Here is a 17,229-nt window from a genome sequence, read left to right as displayed (position 1 = left end):
TTCATTGAAATCGAAGGTATTGAAAGCCAGGGTACGCAATGCAAGACAAGGAGATAAGTGTGAGGCGACTGCCCGGGATACTGCTAACCAGCTGCGCGACGATTGTTGTTATCGTCGCGTTGGCGATCAGTGGATTACGCCTGGCGCTGCCTCAGCTTAATCGCTTTCAGCAGCCAATTGTCGACAAAATCTCGTCCATGACCGGTGTGCCCGTCAGCCTTTCTCAGGTCGAGGGCAGTTGGAAAACCTTTGGCCCGACGCTGGAGGTCAAAAATCTGGCAATTACCCTGCCGGACTCTTCGTGGAAGGTTGAACGCATCACGCTGGCGCTGGACGTATGGCAGTCGCTGCTGCATCTGCGCTGGCAGTTCCGCGATCTGACTTTCTACAATCTACAGCTTGATTTGAATTCAACCATAGGCGGTGGCGACAATCACGGTAGCCCTATTGGTGCGAATCGTATCAGCGATATTTTCCTCAAGCAGGTCGACCATTTTGACTTGCGCAATAGCCGCATCACCTTCCTTACCCCTTCGGGACCGCGCGCCGAGTTTGATATTCAGCAAATGACCTGGCTGAACTCGACTAACCGCCACCGCGCCGAAGGGCAGCTGGGATTATCGAGTTTCAACGGCCAACACGGCGTGGTTCAACTGCGCATGGACTTAAACGACAATGACGGCCTGCTTAATGAAGGTAAAATCTACCTCCAGGCTGACGATATCGACATGAAGCCGTGGTTTAGCCGCTGGCTGCGCAGCAATACCGGCCTTGAAAGTGCTAATTTTAGCCTGGCGGCCTGGCTTACCGTACGCGATGGGCAGGTTTTTGCTGGCGATATTCAAGTCAAGAAAGGCGAAGCGGTTTGGCATACTGACGAGCAATCGCATCGACTTGATGTCGATAATCTTAGCCTGCACGGCAATCGTCAGGGCAACGGTTGGCAGATGGGTACCCCGCAGCTAAATTTGAAAACTGACGGTCAGGCGTGGCCAAAAGGCACACTTACCGCGCTTTATCTGCCGGAAAACGGCATCACGACCAATAGCCAATTTTTAGGGCCTAACCCGCTTGAAGAGCTGCGTCTGCGCGGCACGAATATTCAGCTTGAAAGAATTGGGCCGCTTATCCCGACCATTTCATTCCTGACGCCAGCGCTGCTTGAGCGTTGGAAAGACCTTAAGCCGACCGGCATGATTGACCAGTTGGCGCTGGATATTCCCCTTAAACAGCCGGATCAGACACGTTTTAACATGAAATGGCACGACGTGGGCTGGCAACGCTGGGAGCTGCTGCCGGGCGTTAATCATTTCAGCGGCAGTCTGCAGGGCAGCGTGCCTCGCGGGCAGCTCAGTGTCAACTTACAAGACAGCCTGCTGCCTTACGGCGAAATGTTCCGTGCGCCGTTTGAAATCAGCCAGGCTAGCGGCGTTTTCGACTGGACCAACAATAATGAAGGCTGGTCGCTGTGGTCTAAAAACGTCGACGTTAAAGCCAAGGGACTGTGGGCGACCGGCGGGTTTAGCTATGTTCAGCCCGCTGAAAAAGACGCCCAGCCGTGGCTAAAGATTTTGTCCGGTATTCGGGTATATGACGGGGGACAGGCGTGGCGCTACTTCCCTGAAACGCTGATGGGCAAACATTTGGTTGATTACCTCAGTTCGGCAATTCAAGCCGGTCAGGTTGATAACGCCACATTGAGCTTTAATGGTAACCCGCACGACTTCCCTTTCAAGCACAATGAAGGGCAGTTTGAGGTATGGGTTCCGCTGCGCAATTCTACCTTCCAGTTCCAGCCTGAATGGCCTGCGTTGACCAATCTGGATATCGATCTCGATTTCCTTAACGATGGCCTGTTTATGAAAGCAGCCCATACCCAGCTTGGTAAAGCATCGGGTAACAATGTCGTGGCCAATATTCCCGATTATCTGAAAGAAAAACTGTTTATTGATGCCGACATTGTTGGACAAGGTAGCGACATTGGCAGCTATTTCATGCAGACACCGCTGGATGATTCTTTAGGTGCGGCATTGCAGCAGCTGCAAATTGGCGGAAGCGTTAGTGGGCGCTTACATCTTGATATCCCCTTGAACGGACAGCTGGTTCGCGCCACTGGGGGGGTAAATCTTAAAAATAACAGCCTGTTCATCAAGCCGCTTGAAAGCAAGATTCAGAACCTTAACGGCCAGTTCAGCTTTGATAATGGCAATCTTGAAAGCAATGCGTTGACGGCCAACTGGTTTGGTCAGCCGGTTAATATTAACTTTAAAACGTTCGAACAACCTGATAATTATGAAATTAATGTCGGATTGAACGGTAACTGGCAGCCTGCAAAACTGCCTGGCCTACCAAAAGAGATTGCGGCAAGAATTGGCGGCAGCGCCAATTGGAAAAGTGCGGTAGATATTCTGCTGCCACATAAAGGTACGCCGACCTACAAGGCAGTCACCGAGGCGGATCTGAAGAATGTAAGCAGTCACTTACCTAATCCGTTGAATAAAACCCCAGGCCGCTCGCTGCCGTTGGTGGTCAACGTGCAGGGCGATTTGCGAAGCTTCACCCTCAATGGCGTGTTGGCGGGGAAAGACCGTTTTAACAGCCGCTGGCTGCTGGGTAAACAGCTCACTCTTGACCGCGCGTCGTGGGAAGCCAATGCCTCTAAAATGCCCGCACTCCCCGACAGCAGCAGCCTCACGCTGCATCTGCCTGCGCTGGATGGAGAAAGTTGGCTGGGCTTGCTTTCCCCGGACAAGGCGACGCAGACTGAAAATAGCAAAATGGTTGGCTTCGGGTTCCCGCATCAAATTACCGTTACCACGCCGCGTCTTACCTTAGCGGGACAGGGGTGGAACGATTTAATGTTGACCTCGACTCAAAACGACGACGGCATGCATATCAAAGCTAAGGGCAAAGAGATCGACGGCTCGCTGGACATGAACAACCAAGGTCCGTGGCTGGCGAATCTGCGCTATCTTTACTTTAATCCGCAGTGGTCAACGCCGAGCACAACCGCAAACGGCAACGCGGGCAGTCAAAGCCCATTCGGCAGCCACGTTTCTTTTGCCAACTGGCCTGCGCTGAATGTGCGCTGTGAAGCCTGCTGGTTCATGGGACAAAGCCTGCGCAAGGTTAACGCCGACCTGGCGCCGCAGGGCAATACGTTGACCCTGCGCAATGGCCTGATTGATACCGGAGAAGGTCGCCTTGACGTGCAGGGCGACTGGAAGCAGGACGCAAAAAACACTGACAGCACCGCCCTGAAAGGCACGCTCAGCGGCAAGAATATCGACCGCGCAACGTCGTTCCTTGGGGTGACTACGCCGCTGAAAGAAGCCCCTTTCAAAGTCGATTTCGATTTACACTGGAAAGATGCACCCTGGAAGCCAGACGTGAAAACCTTGAACGGCACCCTGAAAACCGACTTCGGCAAGGGTGAAATCATGGATATGGGCGGCGGTCGTGCGGGGCAACTGCTGCGTCTGGTGAGCTTCGACGCACTATTGCGCAAGCTTCAACTCGATTTCAGGGATACGTTTGGGCAGGGCTTCTACTTTGATTCGATCAAGTCGACGGCCTGGATTAAAGACGGCGTAATACATACCAACGATTTATTGGTGGATGGCCTGGCGGCGGATATTGCCATTAATGGTGATGTTAATCTGGTGACTCAGCGTCTGAATCTTGAAGCCGTGGTCGCACCAGAAATTTCAGCCACCGTGGGGGTTGCTACTGCTTTTGTTATCAACCCGATTGTGGGGGCGGCGGTGTTTGCCGCCAGTAAGGCACTGGCGCCGCTGTGGAACAAGATCTCTCTGATCCGCTATCAGATTGACGGCACCATCGAACAACCCAAGATCCACGAAATTTTGCGGCAGTCCAAAGCCGCTAAAGATGCTCAGGCCGCTGCGGCTAAATAAGCGCGGCTCTGCCTCACGGTGTTGGCCGGGTCCACACTGTGGTAGGCTGTACATTGACTTTACATGACCAAAGAGAGTGAAGAAATTATGAGTCTGGCCCTAGTCAGTGAGCGGTTACTAACCGCTAATAACCTGAGTCAACAAGACCTGTTTTCGGTATTAGGCCAGCTGGCTGAGCGCCGTCTCGATTATGCCGATCTCTTTTTCCAGTCCAGTTTTCACGAAGCCTGGGTCATCGAAGACAGCATTATCAAAGACGGCTCGTACAATATCGATCAAGGCGTTGGCGTTCGCGCAGTAAGCGGTGAAAAAACCGGTTTTGCCTACGCGGACCAAATTACCCTTAATGCCTTGAATCAAAGCGCATTGGCCGCTCGCAGTATCGTGCGCGATCAGGGCAATGGTAAAGTCCATACCTTGGGCGCAATCAATCATGCTGCGCTCTATACGTTGGCTGACCCGCTGCAAAGCATGCCGCGTGAAGAGAAAATTGCCCTGCTGCATCGCGTAGACAAAGTCGCTCGCGCTGCCGACAGCCGTGTGCAGGAAGTGTCTGCCAGCATCAGCGGCGTTTATGAAAGCGTGCTGGTTGCGGCAACCGACGGGACACTGGCGGCCGATATTCGCCCGCTGGTGCGTCTGTCCGTTAGCGTGCTGGTTGAGCAAGATGGTCGTCGTGAGCGCGGCGCAAGCGGTGGCGGCGGTCGTTTTGGCTATGAATACTTCCTTGAAACCGCCGACGGTGAGGTTATTGCCGATAACTATGCCCGTGAAGCGGTGCGTATGGCGTTGGTTAATCTGACAGCGGTTGCCGCACCGGCTGGCACCATGCCGGTTGTTCTGGGTGCAGGTTGGCCAGGTGTTCTGTTGCATGAGGCTGTGGGGCACGGACTTGAAGGTGATTTTAACCGCCGTGGCACCTCGGTCTTTAGCGGTCAGATGGGCAAGCTGGTGGCCTCCGAGCTGTGCACTGTGGTTGACGATGGCACGATGCAGGGCCGTCGTGGTTCTATTTCGGTCGACGATGAAGGCGTGCCGGGACAGTACAACGTACTGATAGAAAACGGTATATTGAAGGGGTACATGCAGGATAAGCTCAACGCGCGCCTGATGGGCGTCGCGCCAACGGGTAACGGTCGCCGTGAGTCTTATGCACACCTGCCGATGCCGCGCATGACCAATACCTACATGCTCGGTGGCAAGTCTACGCCGGAAGATATTATCAGCAGCGTGGAATACGGCCTGTATGCGCCCAATTTTGGCGGCGGTCAGGTCGATATCACCTCGGGTAAATTTGTGTTCTCAACCTCTGAAGCCTATCTCATTGAGAAAGGCCGCATCACCAAGGCGGTGAAGGGCGCAACGCTAATAGGCTCTGGGATTGAAGCCATGCAGCAGATTTCAATGGTCGGTAACGATCTGGCACTCGACAAGGGCGTAGGGGTCTGTGGTAAAGAAGGCCAAAGCGTGCCGGTTGGTGTAGGTCAGCCAACGTTGAAACTGGACAACCTGACTGTCGGCGGCACCGCTTAAAATAGCCTACGACGTTAAGGGCTGGGTTAATTGGCTGACAGAGAGATTTCCGCCGGGCGCTATTTTGCGCCCGGTTCACTTTTGCGATGCTGCCGGTAAACCTTACTCACTTCTTTGAAATAATCCGTCAGATAATTAATACACACTTGCACCTTCAGCGGCAGTTTGTCTTTTTCAGTGTGCAATGCATACACCGGGCGCGGCTCTGACTGATAGTTGCCAAACAGAATCTCGACTTCCCCTCTGTTAATCTCATCAATGATCCACATTAACGGGATATAGGCGATACCGACGCCAGATTTTAGCCAGCGGATCATGGTTTGCGAATCATTGGTGACAAAACGGCCCTGTGGATGTATGCGTATCGCGTGGCCTTCGGGGGAAATTAGGTCGAAATCACTGTCAGGACGCACGCTATATTCCAACCATGAGAAGTTAACCATGTCTGCTGGTGCTTCAGGCCTGCCGTGCTGAATCAAATAGCTTTTTGCCGCACACACCACCATGGGCATCGATCCAAGATGCTTGGAGAACAGGCTTGAATCCTGCAACTTGCCGACGCGGATCACAATATCCAGGCCGTCGGAAATTAAATCCGGTGCCGGAATACCGGTAACCAGATTCACCGTAAGCCCCGGATACTCACTCAGCATCTCGGCGGTCATGGCAGCAAGAACATTTTGTGCCATTGTGGAGGAGCTACCGATGCGTAATGTACCGGTTGGCGTGTTATTAAAAGCGTATAATTGCTCGTGCACTTCGCGCACGTTATGCAGCATTTTGTTACAGCCCTGATAGTAAATCTTACCGGCCTCCGTCAGACCAATGCTGCGTGTGCTTCTGTTCAATAGCTTGATTTGTAATTCATTTTCAAGCTTGCTAATGCTTTGGCTGATAGCGGAAACGCTCATGTGGAGGCGTACGGCAGCGGCGGTATACGAGCCGCTTTCAACCACCTGAGCAAAAATCGACATGCGTTTTAATCGGTCCATTGTTAAGCTCAGCTTAAAAGTGATTGTGATCACAGAATGTTGATAACTTGATAATAAGCAGGCTAATATACTTGTCCAGATAAAAGCCTCAAGTTCGGATGCAGTGAAACCCATTATCTTACCTCCGCCGACTTTTCTGGCAATCCAACGCTACTTTTCTGTACATGCTTTAAAGAGTCATCTCTTGAAGTGTGCCGGTATTGTTGAAAATTCTGAATCAGAAACGCGCGGTAATGTTAAAATTAATAAATAATATGAGGGCTGCTGTGCGTTTTTACCTTTGTGGTATGAGTCTAAGGAAATATCCATGAGTTTGCTTCCGGTAATGGTGATTTTCGGATTGTCGTTTCCCCCGGTTTTTTTCGAAATACTGTTGGCGTTGCTGGTGTTTTTTATACTGCGCCGGATTTTGACGCCTACTGGGATCTATGATTTTGTCTGGCATCCGGCATTATTTAATACGGCTTTGTATTGCTGTCTCTTCTATCTAATATCCTGCGCTTTCGTCTGAGGCTGTCGTGAAAAACTTATCAATAAAAATAATACGTTATGCAATAACGTTTATCATTGTGGTCCTGGCCGCCATCGCGATTTTCCGTGCCTGGGTCTTTTATACGGAATCCCCTTGGACGCGTGATGCAAAATTCACCGCTGACGTTGTGGCGATTGCTCCGGACGTAGCCGGCCTAGTGACCGATGTGCCGGTCCACGATAACCAGTTGGTGGCTAAAGGTGACGTGTTGTTCAAAATTGACCAACCTCGCTATCAGGTAGCCTTAGATCAGGCTAATGCCGACGTAGCCTACTATCAGGCGCTGGCAGACGAGAAAAAACGCGAGGCCAACCGCCGCGTAAAACTGGGCACTCAGGCGATGTCTATTGAGGCCATCGAGCAGGCGACCAGTGATTTGCAAACCACTCTTCATCAGTTGGCAAAAGCCAAGGCAACGGCTAATGCCGCCGCGCTTGATCTGCAACGCACCGTCGTGGTGGCCCCGGCTGACGGCTGGATAACCAACCTCACCGTTCACCCTGGTGACTTTATTACCCGCGGTGAAACCACTGTGGCGCTGGTGAAAGAGCATACCTTCTACGTGCTCGCCTACATGGAAGAAACAAAACTGGCGCGCGTACGCATCGGCGATCGGGTCGAAATAACCCCGCTGGGCAGCAACCGCATTCTGCACGGCACGGTTGACAGCGTAGCCGCCGCGGTCACGAACAGCAGCAGCACCGCCGCCAGCAACGGCCTGGCAACTATCGACAGCAACCTTGAGTGGGTGCGCCTGGCGCAGCGCGTACCGGTTAAAATCACCCTCGACGACATGGATGAAAAACATCCGTATCCGGCAGGGACTACGGCTACCGTTGTGGTCGCCGGTGAGCATGACCGCGTAGAACACGGCTCTTGGTTTACTAAATTCCTGCATCGCCTGCGCGAGTTTGGTTAAGAGAAAATAAAATGAATAGCCAGACACTTCTCCGCATGCGATTCGCCTGCAAGTTGACCTTTGCCATCCTGGGTGCGCTGGTTTTCGGGTTTTATCTTCAGTTAGAAACACCACGCTGGTCGGCGATGACTGCCGCCATCGTGGCCGCCGGTCCCGCTCTGGTGGCGGGCGGTGAACCTTTTGCTGGTGCTATCCGCCACCGCGGTATTTTGCGCGTAATCGGCACATTTATTGGCTGTATTGCTGCGATTGCCATCATTATGACCTTTGCTCGAGCCCCCGCTTTGATGCTGCTAGTGTGCTGCCTGTGGGCCGGCTTCTGTACCTGGTGGTCGACCGTGGTACGGGTAGAAAACTCCTACGCTTTTGGCCTGGCGGGCTACACGGCGCTTATCATTGTGGTGCTGTCATCTTCTAATGTGGTTGAGGCCCCGCAGTTTGCCGTCGAACGATGCAGTGAAATTGTGGTAGGTATTTGCGCCGCTATTTTTGCCGACCTGATTTTCTCACCACGCTCAATCAAGAAAGACATTGACCGCGCGGTAGACCAACTGATGCTCGACCAGTTCATGCTGATTAAGCTGAGCGTGAATCAGGCTGAAAAAGAAGAGATGGATAAAGCCTGGAACACGCTGGTGAAAAGCAGCACTGCTATCAACGCCATGCGCGGCAGTCTGATGATGGAGTCTTCCCGCTGGCAGCGCGTTAATCGCCGTCTTAAGGCTTTGCACAGCATTTCGCTGGGCATGATCACCCAAGCCTGCGAAACGTACATTATTATGCAGACCACGCCGGAGCTGGTGCCCGAAGGGATAAAACAGCGGGTCAACGAGCCGGTTGAAAATTTGCAGGACGTGCGTAAAAGAATGAAGCAGCTGCGCCAGATTGCCGCCACAATTCCAACCGATACCATTGCGTTGCCACTTTATTCGTGGATTGGCTCCGGTAGCCGCGCATTATTAATGATTAAAGGCATTCACACCAACAGCAGCATTAGCAGTACCGAAAACAATGTGCTGAGCGGCGAGGTGGTGGTGAAACCCGCTTCGGCCGAAATGCATCACGCCATGATTAACGGCCTGCGTACCTTCGTCTCAAGCGCCATTGGCTGTTTGCTGTGGCTGTGGACCGGTTGGACCTCAGGGGCTGGGTGTATCGTCATTATTGCGGTAATTACTTCCTTGGCGATGCGCACGCCGAATCCTCGCATGATGGCCGTCGACTTTATGGTCGGTATGCTGGCAGCTATCCCGATAGGTTCCCTGTTTTACATGGTTATTCTGCCGTGGACGCAGCAAAGTTTATTCTTGCTCTGTCTGTCGCTCGGCATCTTTATCTTTGTTATCGGGATCGAGGTTCAAAAACGTCGTTTAGGCGTATTGGGCCTGCTGGTGGGGTGTATTAACATTCTGGTGCTCAGTAACCCGATGACCTTTGACGTGACCAGCTTCCTTGATAACGCGACCGGTCAAGCCATCGGCTGTGTGATTGCCTTGGTCGTGCTTTCGCTTATTCGCGACAAATCACGCGATAAAACCGGACGTACGCTGCTTAACCGTTTCGTCAGCAGTGCGGTATCGGCGCTGACCACCAAGGCCTATCGTCGACGTGAAAATCATCTGCCAGCGCTTTACCATCAGTTGAACCAGTTGCTGGTGCTGTTTCCGAATGACATCGGTAAATATCGTCTGGCGTTGCAGCTTATCATTGCCCATCAGCGCCTGAAAATGGCGGAAGTGCCGGTCAACGAAGAGCTTTCAGCGTTCCATAAGCAGATCCGCCACACTGCCGATCGGGTAGTTTCCTCCCAACGCGAAGGCAAGCGCGAATACTACTATCAGCGCCTGTTGAAAGAGATGGGGGAGTATCAGCAAAAACTGGTGGAGTACGATGCACCCCCGAAGGTCACCGAACCTGTCAGGCGCCTGTGTAACCTTTTGCACAACTACCAGCGGGCCTTCCTGCAGTAAGTGAATTCCAGCGATAAGAAAACTCCAGCGATAAGAAAAAAAAAGGCTGACGCATTAACGCGCCAGCCTTTTTTTATTGCCAATTTGTAGAAATGGCAGCATCAAACCTTGGGGTTAAGCAGTCTGAAAAGCACAGTTGGCTGCTGGGCTACCTCAGCGGACGGGTGATTAATGGCTATACTTAGGCATTGATTATCACTTATGTTTCACCGAAAACCGTGGTGAACCCCGCTCAGGAAAAGGATCGTTATGTCGACTCAACAAAACAAACTTTCAGAACATCCACTTTTTAAAACAGGCTATTTTGTGGCGGGTTCCTGGAAGAAAACTACTGAAACTTTTGACGTTGAAAATCCAGCTACCGGCGAAGTTGTTGCCAGCGTTTCTCGTGCCGGAAAGGCGGAGACCGAAGCAGCAATCAAAGCCGCCAGCGAAGCTTTTCCCGCATGGCGGAAAACCACCGGCAAGGCTCGCGCCGAAATTTTACATCGCTGGTACGAGTTAATGATTGAAAACAAACAGTTCCTTGGTGAGCTGATGGTGGCTGAGCAGGGTAAGCCGTTGAAGGAAGCGCTGGGAGAAGTGGAATATGCTGCCAGCTTCCTTCAGTGGTTTGGCGAAGAAGCTAAACGCGCCAACGGGGAAATTATCCCTCCGGTAAAATCAGGGTCACGCATTCTTGCCACCCGCGAACCTGTTGGCGTAGTGGCCGCCATTACGCCGTGGAATTTTCCTTTAGCAATGCTAACTCGCAAACTGGGGCCCGCGTTGGCCGCGGGCTGCACCGGGCTCATTAAGCCTGCGAATAATACGCCACTGTCGGCCTTTGCACTGCTCGAGCTGGCGAAGCAGGCGGGCGTGCCGGATGGCGTGATCAACGGCGTGGCGGGCGATACTTCGGCTATCAGCGACGCAATTATGGCCAGCAGCGCGGTGAGAAAAATCTCGTTTACCGGTTCAACAGAAGTCGGCAAAACGCTGGTACGCAACAGTGCCGATACCATGAAAAAAGTCTCGATGGAGCTGGGGGGAATGCACCCTACATCGTGTTTGATGATGCCGACATCGATGCCGCGATTGACGGTGTGCTGGCCTGTAAATTCCGTAACGCCGGGCAGGTTTGCGTGTCGATTAACCGCATTTACGTGCAGGACGGCATCTATGACACCTTTGTTAAACGTTTGGCCGATGAAGTGAGCCAACTCAAAGTGGGTAACGGCATGGAGGAAGGCGTCATCGTTGGTCCGTTAATTAACATTAAAGGGCTTGAAAAGGTGGAAGAACATGTTAAAGATGCCTTAGAGCACGGTGGCAAGCTGTTGACCGGCGGGTCGCGGCATAAGTTGGGCGGCAATTTCTTCCAGCCGACGGTTATTGCTCAGGCGAGCGACCCGATGAAAGTGGCATCCGAAGAGACTTTTGGCCCGCTGGCTGCCTGTTTTCGTTTTAAAACCGAAGAAGAAGTCGTTAAGCGCGCCAATGATTCTGAGTTTGGCCTGGCGGCTTATTTTTATACCCAAAATCTGCAACGCGTTTTCCGCGTGGCCGATGCGATTGAAAGCGGCATGATTGGCATCAACGAGTGCGCACTTTCGACCGAAGTCGCGCCTTTTGGCGGCGTGAAAGAGTCTGGTCTGGGCCGAGAAGGTTCGGTGCTGGGACTGGAAGAGTATTTGCAGGTTAAAACGCTGCATCTTGGCAATCTGTAGGCTGAAATCTGTCTATTCTAAAAGTAGGTGACAATGAGAGCAGTAAAGAGGTGGAGCGGGATTAATTTGCTAGCGGCGGCACTGTTGTTGATGCTCAGCGGCAGTTCGGTGGCGAAGATGAGTTTTTTCCACCCTGCGCAGGGGAATATTGAGTCATTAACGGCGGAAAATAATGTGGTCAGTTACCTGCGACAGAATCACCGCCTGCCTGATTTTTATGTCACTAAAAGACAGGCGCGCGATGCCGGTTGGGATGCTCGCGCCGGAAATCTTTGCCAGGTGCTGCCAGGCAAAGCGATTGGCGGAGACCGTTTCTCCAACCGTGAGCAGAGCTTGCCCTCTGCGCCGGGTCGTGTGTGGCGTGAGGCCGATATTAACTACCACTGCGGACGTCGCGGTGCCGATCGCGTGCTGTTCGCCAATGATGGCCTTATCTATGTCAGCCGTAATCACTACAAGAATGTTGTTCGGGTGGAGTAAAAAATGAAAAAAGTGGTCTTCGATTTTAATCATATCCCGGACCTGGCGGCTTTTTATGCCGATTTTGCCCGTCAATTTACGCTCAACGAACAATTTGGCGCGAATCTGGATGCGCTGTGGGATGAAGTCACCGGTGGTATTGCGCTGCCGGTAGAAATTGATTTTATCAACCTGAATGCCGGACGAAAAAGACGCTTTGGCGCGTTGGTACTGCTGTTCGAAGAGGCGGAAGAAGAGCTGGAGGGGGCGCTGCGGTTTAACGTATTCGATAAAGCCAAGCCTAATGCTTAGCATAAGAACCACGTTGTTGACGCTGTAGTAAGATACAGCGTCAAGAACAACGGTTATTGTTTAGCTTCGGCCAGTTCGCGGAGGTACTGGAAAATCTGGCGATAAGCCTTTGGTGGCTTGTTTGTCGCCTTTTCTTTCTGCGCGTTACGCACCAGCGCACGCAGCTGCTGACGGTCGGCCTGCGGATAAAGTTCTAATACCGCTGGCACCGCGTCATCACCTTCTTCAACCAGACGGTCGCGAAGAACCTCAAGCTTGTGGAACAGTGAAACCTGTTGGTTATGGCGATTCTTCAGTTTGTCGAGTGCAGTCTGAATGGGTTCAATGTCGCGTGAACGCAGCATTTTACCAATAAGCTGCATCTGGCGACGGCGGCCTTCCTTCTTGATTTTCTGCGCGAGATTAATGGCAGCACGCAAGTCTTCATCGAGCGGGATCTTGTCGAGGGAGTTATTTCCCAGATCAACCATCTCGGCACCGAGATCTTTCAGTGCTTCTGCATCACGTTTGATTTCACTCTTGCTGACCCAGATGATCTCTTCATCTTCTTCGTTGTTCTCTTCAGGAACATCGTCGAGCCAGTCTTCTATTTTCTTAGTCATTATGGATCCTTAAAATTCTTGGGCGCATTATCGCACGGTTGGCACCAAAAGACCCAGACGGAATGCGAAATTGTGCTAAGTCTCTGTTAGACTCTGAAGAATCTGAAAGTAATTATCTGCAACTTTTTACTTAACACCTTATTTTAAAGAAGGGCGGGCTGATGAACGTAACCACTCAAGTGGCTGAGCAACGTAAAACGCTGGAACAGGCCGTGGCGCAGGCTCTGGAGTTAGCGAAAGCTGGTTCTGACGGCGCGGAAGTGGCAGTCAGCAAAACAACCGGTATTGGGATTAGCACCCGCTTTGGTGAAGTTGAAAATGTTGAGTTTAACAGCGACGGCGCACTCGGTATTACCGTTTACTATCAACAACGTAAAGGCAGCGCGTCCTCTACCGATCTCAGCCCGGACGCGATTGCTCGCACCGTGCAGGCGGCGTTGGACATCGCGCGCTACACCTCGCCAGATCCTTTCGCGGGCGTAGCCGATGAGCAGATGCTGGCCTTTGACGCCCCGGATCTCGACCTATTTCACCCAACCGAACTCGACGCCGATCGTGGAATAGAGCTTGCAGCGCGCGCCGAGCAAGCCGCGCTGGCCGTGGATAAACGCATTACCAATACCGAAGGTGGCAGCTTCAACAGCCATTACGGAATTCGCGTGTTCGGCAACAGCCACGGCATGTTGAAAAGCTATTGTTCGACCCGTCACTCCCTCTCTGCATCAGTCATTGCCGAAGCGGCGGGTGATATGGAGCGCGATTATGCCTATACCATTGCCCGTTCAATGGACGAACTGAAAAGCCCTGAATGGGTAGGTGCAGAGTGCGCTCGCCGTACGCTGTCACGCCTTTCTCCACGCAAACTGCCGACCATGAAAGCGCCAGTAATGTTTGCTGCCGAAGTCGCAACCGGCCTGTTTGGGCATTTAGTCGGGGCAATTAGCGGTGGCAGCATCTATAGAAAATCTTCTTTCCTGCTCGACAGTCTGGGTAAACAGATTCTTCCTGAGTGGGTTACCGTTGAAGAACATCCGCATTTGCTGAAGGGCATGGCGTCAACGCCATTCGACAGCGAGGGCGTTCGCACCCAGCGCCGCGATATTGTGAAAGAGGGCGTACTGCAAACTTGGCTAATGACCTGCTACTCCGCTCGCAAACTCGGACTGCAAACCACCGGCCATGCGGGCGGCATTCACAACTGGCGCATTGCGGGTCAAGGTGACGATTTTAACGCGATGCTGCGTAAGTTGGGCAAAGGCCTGCTGGTGACTGAGTTGATGGGGCAGGCAGTGAGCGGCATCACCGGCGATTACTCACGCGGTGCGGCCGGTTTCTGGGTCGAAAACGGTGAAATTCAGTATCCGGTTAGCGAAATAACCATCGCCGGTAACCTGAAAGATATGCTGCGCAACATGGTTAGCATTGGCAGCGACATTGAAACGCGCAGCAATATTCAGTGTGGCTCCATTATCCTGCCAGAGATGAAAATCGCCGGCGAATAAACCGTAACCTCTTCTATAACAGCGACGGGCCCGCCGTCGCTGCCTTTCTGCTGCTCAACACTCTGTCGCTTAACATTCTTTACAAAAAAGGGGTGCCAATTGCCTGGTGTTGCACTTATGTTAATGGCAGCAATAGTCCCATAAACAATGTCGTTATTTCTAATAAATCAAAAAATAAATGGAAGGTAAGCATGCGTAAACATGTTATTGCATTAGCGACGGTTGCCCTGCTGGGCTGGAGTATCCAGTCAATGGCGGCCGATTTAGAAACAGATATGGACACGATTGCCGATAACTACGGCAAGATTTTGAAGACTGACAGCAAGGCTGACTTCCTGTCCGGTTTGGAAAAAATGAAGGCTGCTGCGCAGGATGCCAAAAAATCCAAACCGCCTAAATTCGACTCCAAGCCTGATAATAGCCCTGAGATTCAGGATTATCACAAAGGTCTAGATACGCTGATTGGTCAGATCGATAAAGCCTCTGAGTTGGCAAAAGCCGATAAAATGGCCGATGCGAAGAAAGAGGCCGAAGGCTTTAAAGAAACTCGTAACGAAAATCATAAGAAATTCAGATAGTCCCCGTTTCTATACCCTTCCCCGTTTAAAAATGAATGGGGAAGGGACATTGACCTCCCCGCATTTCTCAGTCATTTCCACTGCTAAATCTTAATCGACGCGCGGTATGTGCCTTCCAATTGCATTTTTGAGAAATGGATCTGCTCAGTGCTCGCCATTTCCAGTTTGAACTGGAAAAAAACCGTCTACACACTAATTCGTCATGCGAGTAGGGTAAGAACAGATGAAAGTGGTTGCCAGTAAATAATGGGATCGCATCTGTAAAAGGGGCAGAGCAGATTGTTATGAAGAATGCACTTGAATTAAAAGATGCGCCAGAAAGAACCGAACAGTTATTGGCTGATATTCAAAAGATGTTGAACGCTGAAAATATATTTACCAACGACGTTCAGCAACAGATGTTAACTTCTCACGTTAAAGCCATGGTGTTGCGCTCTATTACCGGCGAGCCATTGCCGGAAGTTGAAAAAGAACTGTTTGATGAAATATCGGCAGAGTCGATGACAATGGCGGAAAAGGTTGTCGAGATGCTGGATAACTTGCCGATCGAGGAAGCCTATTTACTCTCGGTACATTTCGAAGTGGCGAAAGATAATAACCACTAATCGTGAAGATTTTTAAATCTATTTATTCATAACGTCGTATTTTTAACGTCATAAACAACTTATCTGGAGAGTTTAAATATGGGACAAGTCATCGTAGTTATCGGCGACCGCTTAGGTAAAGGCCAGAAAGTTGCAGCAGGCGTAGAAGCAGCGGGCGGTAAAGCCATTGTTATTCCTGGTGTTGCGGCCGACATGAAACTGGGCGACGTGATGAATGCAGAAGGCGCAACCTTTGGTATCTCCTTCTGTGGCAGCGGCGGTGCAGGTGCAATCACTGCTCAGAATAAATATAAATACAAAGCCAAACACGGTATGCGTTCTGTTGATGAAGGCGTAACGGCAATTAACGAAGGTTGTACCGTACTGGGCTTTGGCTTTATGGACAAAGAAGAACTGGGTCAAAAATTGGTTGAAACTTATATCAAGAAAAATGGCCAGCCGTAATGAAGCAGAATTTGACGACCACGGTCAAGGTTGAGGGAAAAGGCGAGACAAAAGCCGCGGCTTTTTCCTCGGCGCTTAGCCAGGTCCAAAGAACCGTTCTTAAATCTACTGATAATATTTTGCTGCGCATTGAACCGCAGGACGTCAAGGTCATTACAGCAGAAGAGAAGGTTACCAGAGAGAAATTTTTGTTCTTCTTTCTGGCCAGGGAAAGGAAGAGTTATTACGTCGCGTTAGACATCACCGTCAATATGACCGTGATTAATACCGAACAGGTCATATTCACCAAGAAATAAATATTCGCCACAGGGAGAGCTGTCGCCGCAGGGTGCGCAGCTTTTCTTGCCGAGTATATAAAATCACAAGGATAACCTGATGTTTTTAATTATCTTATTCAAGTCGCTTATTATCGGCGGATTGGTGGGCGTTGGCGTAGGTGCAGGCGCTGCACGTATGTTCCACGCACCCACCGTACAGGGGATGGGGGCTTTTCGTACGCTGGGCGAGCTAAATTCTTGCGAAGGCGATCCGGCTTCACACTTCTCTTTCGGACTGGGCTTTTTCTTCAACGCCTGGGCGTCATCCGTGGCGGCAGGCTCCTTCACTCAGGATGTCGACCACCGCATTATTCCTAACTGGGCCGCCGCCGTGTTGATGATGAAGAATCGCAACGTGGCAGAAACCCTGCACGATCCACGCAAAATGGCGATTGCTGGCGGCATCATCGGCATGATTGTCGTTGCCTTCCTGAACACTACCGCCTCTGCGGTGCCGCCTGCTCTACAGGTCACGGCAATCAAAGTGCTGGTACCTGCTGCCAACATGCTGGTCAACACTGTGATGCCGGTTATCTTCTGGCTGGCGGCGATTGATGCCGGTCGTCGTTCAGGCTTCTGGGGCACCATTTTTGGAGGTCTGGCGCAGATGATTATGGGCAACGCCGTACCGGGTCTGGTGCTGGGTATTCTGATCGGCAAAGGCGTTGAAGAGGGCGGTTGGAACCACGTCACTAAAGTGATGATGGGCGCGATTATTGCTCTGTTCGTGCTGAGCGGCTTCTTCCGTGGATTTGACGTGAAACTGTTGCAGTCTTTCATGCTTGACGTCCCAACGTGGCTGAACGGCATCCACAACTCACTCAGTGGCAAATAAGGG

15 protein-coding genes and 1 pseudogene are annotated in these 17,229 nt (G+C 51.6%); 14 read left to right on the top strand and 2 right to left on the bottom strand.

The window, feature by feature from the left end; translation table 11 throughout:
• Positions 1-59: 59 nt before the first annotated feature.
• Together yhdP and tldD are read left to right on the top strand one after the other, a co-directional pair.
• A complete protein-coding gene (gene yhdP / locus BS639_RS11540; protein WP_084983137.1) occupies positions 60-3,917 on the top strand; it encodes an AsmA2 domain-containing protein YhdP in 3,858 nt (1,285 codons plus the stop codon).
• Between the two features lie 87 nt (positions 3,918-4,004).
• On the top strand, positions 4,005-5,450 hold the full coding sequence (gene tldD, locus BS639_RS11535) for a metalloprotease TldD (RefSeq protein ID WP_055775262.1): 1,446 nt from the start codon (positions 4,005-4,007) through the stop codon (positions 5,448-5,450).
• A gap of 59 nt (positions 5,451-5,509) precedes the next feature.
• On the opposite strand, the gene aaeR is transcribed toward tldD, so the two are convergent.
• Positions 5,510-6,442, bottom strand: a complete 933-nt coding sequence (gene aaeR, locus BS639_RS11530) for an HTH-type transcriptional activator AaeR (protein ID WP_084983152.1) — start codon at positions 6,440-6,442, stop codon at positions 5,510-5,512.
• A gap of 307 nt (positions 6,443-6,749) precedes the next feature.
• On the opposite strand from aaeR, the gene aaeX reads away from it, so the two are divergent.
• The 6 genes and pseudogenes from aaeX (at position 6,750) to BS639_RS11500 (ending at position 12,343) form a co-directional block, all read left to right on the top strand.
• Positions 6,750-6,953 carry a p-hydroxybenzoic acid efflux pump operon protein AaeX gene (aaeX, locus tag BS639_RS11525; RefSeq protein ID WP_055774314.1) on the top strand — a complete coding sequence of 68 codons (204 nt, stop codon included), beginning with the start codon at positions 6,750-6,752 and terminating at the stop codon, positions 6,951-6,953.
• A 7-nt stretch (positions 6,954-6,960) separates the two neighbouring features.
• Entirely contained in the window at positions 6,961-7,893 is a 933-nt protein-coding gene (gene aaeA / locus BS639_RS11520) for a p-hydroxybenzoic acid efflux pump subunit AaeA (RefSeq protein ID WP_055774318.1), read from the top strand.
• A gap of 11 nt (positions 7,894-7,904) precedes the next feature.
• On the top strand, positions 7,905-9,863 hold the full coding sequence (aaeB, locus tag BS639_RS11515; RefSeq protein WP_084983136.1) for a p-hydroxybenzoic acid efflux pump subunit AaeB: 1,959 nt from the start codon (positions 7,905-7,907) through the stop codon (positions 9,861-9,863).
• Between the two features lie 249 nt (positions 9,864-10,112).
• Positions 10,113-11,572, top strand: a pseudogene (locus tag BS639_RS11510) (NAD-dependent succinate-semialdehyde dehydrogenase).
• A 90-nt stretch (positions 11,573-11,662) separates the two neighbouring features.
• Entirely contained in the window at positions 11,663-12,052 is a 390-nt protein-coding gene (locus BS639_RS11505; RefSeq protein WP_226951056.1) for a ribonuclease domain-containing protein, read from the top strand.
• Between the two features lie 3 nt (positions 12,053-12,055).
• Complete coding sequence (locus BS639_RS11500; protein WP_055774329.1) at positions 12,056-12,343, top strand: barstar family protein; 288 nt, start codon at positions 12,056-12,058, stop codon at positions 12,341-12,343.
• A 53-nt stretch (positions 12,344-12,396) separates the two neighbouring features.
• Here BS639_RS11500 and yjgA read toward each other — a convergent pair whose 3' ends face one another.
• Positions 12,397-12,945, bottom strand: a complete 549-nt coding sequence (yjgA, locus tag BS639_RS11495) for a ribosome biogenesis factor YjgA (RefSeq protein ID WP_055774332.1) — start codon at positions 12,943-12,945, stop codon at positions 12,397-12,399.
• Positions 12,946-13,106: 161 nt separating this feature from the next.
• Between yjgA and pmbA the strand changes: the two genes are divergently transcribed.
• The 6 genes from pmbA to BS639_RS11465 all read left to right on the top strand — a co-directional run bounded on the left by pmbA (position 13,107) and on the right by BS639_RS11465 (position 17,226).
• Positions 13,107-14,447, top strand: a complete 1,341-nt coding sequence (pmbA, locus tag BS639_RS11490) for a metalloprotease PmbA (RefSeq protein WP_055774335.1) — start codon at positions 13,107-13,109, stop codon at positions 14,445-14,447.
• Between the two features lie 191 nt (positions 14,448-14,638).
• The gene (cybC, locus tag BS639_RS11485) at positions 14,639-15,025 is read left to right on the top strand and encodes a cytochrome b562 (RefSeq protein ID WP_055774339.1); all 387 of its coding nucleotides are present in this window, start codon (positions 14,639-14,641) and stop codon (positions 15,023-15,025) included.
• A gap of 284 nt (positions 15,026-15,309) precedes the next feature.
• Positions 15,310-15,630, top strand: coding sequence for a PRD domain-containing protein (locus tag BS639_RS11480; RefSeq protein WP_055774343.1), 321 nt, complete (start codon positions 15,310-15,312; stop codon positions 15,628-15,630).
• 78 nt (positions 15,631-15,708) lie between these two features.
• Positions 15,709-16,074: an SFCGS family glycine-rich protein gene (locus tag BS639_RS11475; protein ID WP_055774346.1), complete on the top strand. Its 366-nt coding sequence runs from the start codon at positions 15,709-15,711 to the stop codon at positions 16,072-16,074.
• Complete coding sequence (locus BS639_RS11470) at positions 16,074-16,370, top strand: DUF4312 family protein (protein ID WP_055774351.1); 297 nt, start codon at positions 16,074-16,076, stop codon at positions 16,368-16,370. The genes BS639_RS11475 and BS639_RS11470 overlap by 1 nt, the downstream gene beginning before the upstream one ends.
• A 79-nt stretch (positions 16,371-16,449) precedes the next feature.
• Complete coding sequence (locus BS639_RS11465; RefSeq protein WP_055774354.1) at positions 16,450-17,226, top strand: DUF4311 domain-containing protein; 777 nt, start codon at positions 16,450-16,452, stop codon at positions 17,224-17,226.
• Positions 17,227-17,229 lie beyond the last annotated feature (3 nt).

The organism is Rouxiella silvae, assembly GCF_002093625.1.
GTDB classification, from domain to species: Bacteria; Pseudomonadota; Gammaproteobacteria; order Enterobacterales; family Enterobacteriaceae; genus Rouxiella; species Rouxiella silvae.
This window is presented reverse-complemented; position numbering and strand designations above follow the sequence as displayed.